The 2,674-nt window shown below is 42.9% G+C and carries 1 protein-coding gene and 2 tRNA genes; 2 read left to right on the top strand and 1 reads right to left on the bottom strand.

Annotation, left to right across the window (positions count from 1 at the left end):
- Positions 1-76 (bottom strand) — tRNA-Val (locus Q1A86_RS21055).
- A gap of 719 nt (positions 77-795) precedes the next feature.
- On the opposite strand from Q1A86_RS21055, the gene gltX reads away from it, so the two are divergent.
- Positions 796-2,205, top strand: a complete 1,410-nt coding sequence (gltX, locus tag Q1A86_RS21050; RefSeq protein ID WP_299811425.1) for a glutamate--tRNA ligase — start codon at positions 796-798, stop codon at positions 2,203-2,205.
- A 104-nt stretch (positions 2,206-2,309) separates the two neighbouring features.
- Positions 2,310-2,385: transfer RNA gene (locus tag Q1A86_RS21045), tRNA-Ala, on the top strand.
- The last annotated feature ends 289 nt before the right edge of the window (positions 2,386-2,674 follow it).

Here is a 2,674-nt window from a genome sequence, read left to right as displayed (position 1 = left end):
TGGTGGTCGATACTGGGCTCGAACCAGTGACCCCCTCCTTGTAAGGGAGGTGCTCTCCCAGCTGAGCTAATCGACCTCGCTGTGTGGGGCCGTATTATAGGGAGGAACGATCTACTGTCAACGCTTTTTTTAGATAAAATAACGAGTACGGTTCAATTTTGCGCGTGTTGATGCATAGTTAATCAGAGCTGGGCCGTTATAGCAAAAAAAGGTTAAAAATTAGCGTGAAAATATGATGGCATGCTCGATTTACATCTCTTACTAGGAAGCCTATCAGAGTAGGAGACTTTTCTATCCTTAGTTAACTTTCCATTTTTATCGGTTTTCTATTCTGTGTATATCGAAGTTTGGGCTGTTTTCAATATGTGAATGTTATAAGGCCAAGCGATAACTATCACTCTTAATGAACAATCCAAGATATGGACTGAGTATTTCTAAAGAGCAAGCTAAACGTATGCTATCTATATATGCTTATAAACCTAGTGCTGTAAACATTTAGCTCTTGGTATCCAAGGCATAAGTCTTGGCTTTACTTCCCATTATTACTTACTCTTCAATAACTCCTCTATATTGAAGTGATGGGTTTGTTACTTCAATCCCTAATGGAGGGGCTACGGAGTCGCTTCAGCTTTTACAATAGATAAAGTTGTAAACCGAGGAAAGGCAGATTTTCCCCACAAAATTTGCCATATAGTAGTAGATCTATTTTCCCTAGCCCTTTTGGCTGTTAGAATATGCGCCACATTCATTAGTACAGTCTATTATTTAGACTTTCTACATAGGTCAATGTCCATTATGACAGTTAAGACGCGTTTTGCTCCAAGCCCTACCGGCTTTTTGCACGTTGGTGGTGCTCGTACTGCACTTTATTCATGGTTATATGCACGCGCAAACCAAGGTGAGTTTGTTTTACGTATCGAAGATACCGATCTAGAGCGTTCGACTCCTGAAGCATGCGCAGCAATTTTAGAAGGCATGGAATGGCTGAACCTGAATTGGGACGAAGGTCCTTACTATCAAACCAAGCGTTTTGATCGTTACAACGAAATCATTGCACAGATGCTAGAGCAGGGCACTGCATATAAGTGTTACTGTAGCCGTGAGCGCATTGAAACAATGCGTGAAGAGCAAGCTGCAAAAGGTGAGCAACAAAAGTACGATGGTTGCTGTCGCGATAAAGCACCGCGTGATACTGATGAGCCATTTGTTGTGCGTTTCAAAAACCCAACAGAAGGCAGCGTAGTATTTGACGACCACGTACGTGGCCGTATTGAATTTGCCAACAGCACATTAGATGATTTGATCATCGCACGTACTGAAGGTACACCTACTTATAACTTCTGCGTAGTTGTTGACGATTGGGATATGGGAATTACTTGTGTTGTTCGTGGTGAAGACCATATCAACAATACACCTCGTCAGATCAACATTCTTAAAGCATTAGGTGCACCTGTACCAGAATATGCTCACGTATCGATGATTTTAGGTGATGATGGCGCTAAGCTATCGAAGCGTCATGGTGCGGTAGGGGTGATGCAGTATCGTGATGATGGTTATTTACCTGAAGCACTACTTAACTACCTAGTTCGCCTTGGTTGGTCTCATGGCGATCAAGAAGTGTTCTCTATTGATGAGATGAAGCAATTCTTCAGCCTTGATGACATCAACAAAGCGGCTTCTGCTTTTAATACCGATAAACTGATTTGGTTAAACCAACACTATATTAAAGAACTTGATCCAGAATATGTAGCTTCTCACCTTGAATGGCACATGGCTGATCAAAACATTGATACAAGTAATGGTCCAAAACTATCTGAAGTTGTTTCTGCATTATCAGAACGTGCAAAGACACTAAAAGAACTTGCAGCATCTAGCCGTTACTTCTTTGAAGATTTCGCAGAGTTTGACGAAAATGCAGCTAAGAAACACTTAAGAGGTGTTGCACTAGAGCCACTACAGTTATTCCAAACTAAATTGGCTGGCCTAAATGAGTGGACTTTAGAAGCAATTCATCAAGCAATTGAAGATACTGCTGCTGAATTAGAAGTCGGCATGGGTAAAGTGGGTATGCCATTACGTGTAGCTGTAACAGGCGCAGGTATGTCTCCTGCTGTTGATTTAACCATATTCTTGGTTGGAAAGGCCCGTACAGAGCAAAGAATCTCCAAAGCGATTGAATTTGTAGCAAATAGAATAAATTCGTAAAAAACGGGTTGACTCTTTTGGGTGCGCTGCATAGAATGCGCCACGCAGTTGAGACACAGGCAACGAATAGTTCGCGGTGCACTCAAAAGTGTTTTAGTTAGTGAGGGGCCTTAGCTCAGCTGGGAGAGCGCAACACTGGCAGTGTTGAGGTCAGCGGTTCGATCCCGCTAGGCTCCACCAACTAACTGAATCTAAGCGTTAAGTTTTAGCCTACAGAACTTAATGAGTATTCACTCTTTGCAGAGTCTAATGCAGTCCGGGTCCCCATCGTCAAGATGAGAGCGCCTAGGACACCGCGCTATTTTTTATTAAGAACAGCACGGCGGTTGCACTTTAATAGCCTTCTAAAGTGTTACTTATAGGTCTTCGTTATATTGGAAGTAAAGCAATATGTCCGGGTCCCCATCGTCTAGAGGCCTAGGACACCGCCCTTTCACGGCGGTAACAGGGGTTCGAATCCCCTTGGGGA

Origin of the sequence: uncultured Shewanella sp. (genome assembly GCF_947497935.1) — a bacterium.
In the GTDB taxonomy this organism is placed as follows: Bacteria; Pseudomonadota; Gammaproteobacteria; order Enterobacterales; family Shewanellaceae; genus Shewanella.
This window is presented reverse-complemented; position numbering and strand designations above follow the sequence as displayed.

What these genes read in the sequence shown, in the direction of transcription:
- gltX (WP_299811425.1), top strand. Translation starts at nt 796, where the DNA reads ATGACAGTTAAGACGCGTTTTGCTCCAAGCCCTACCGGCTTTTTGCAC.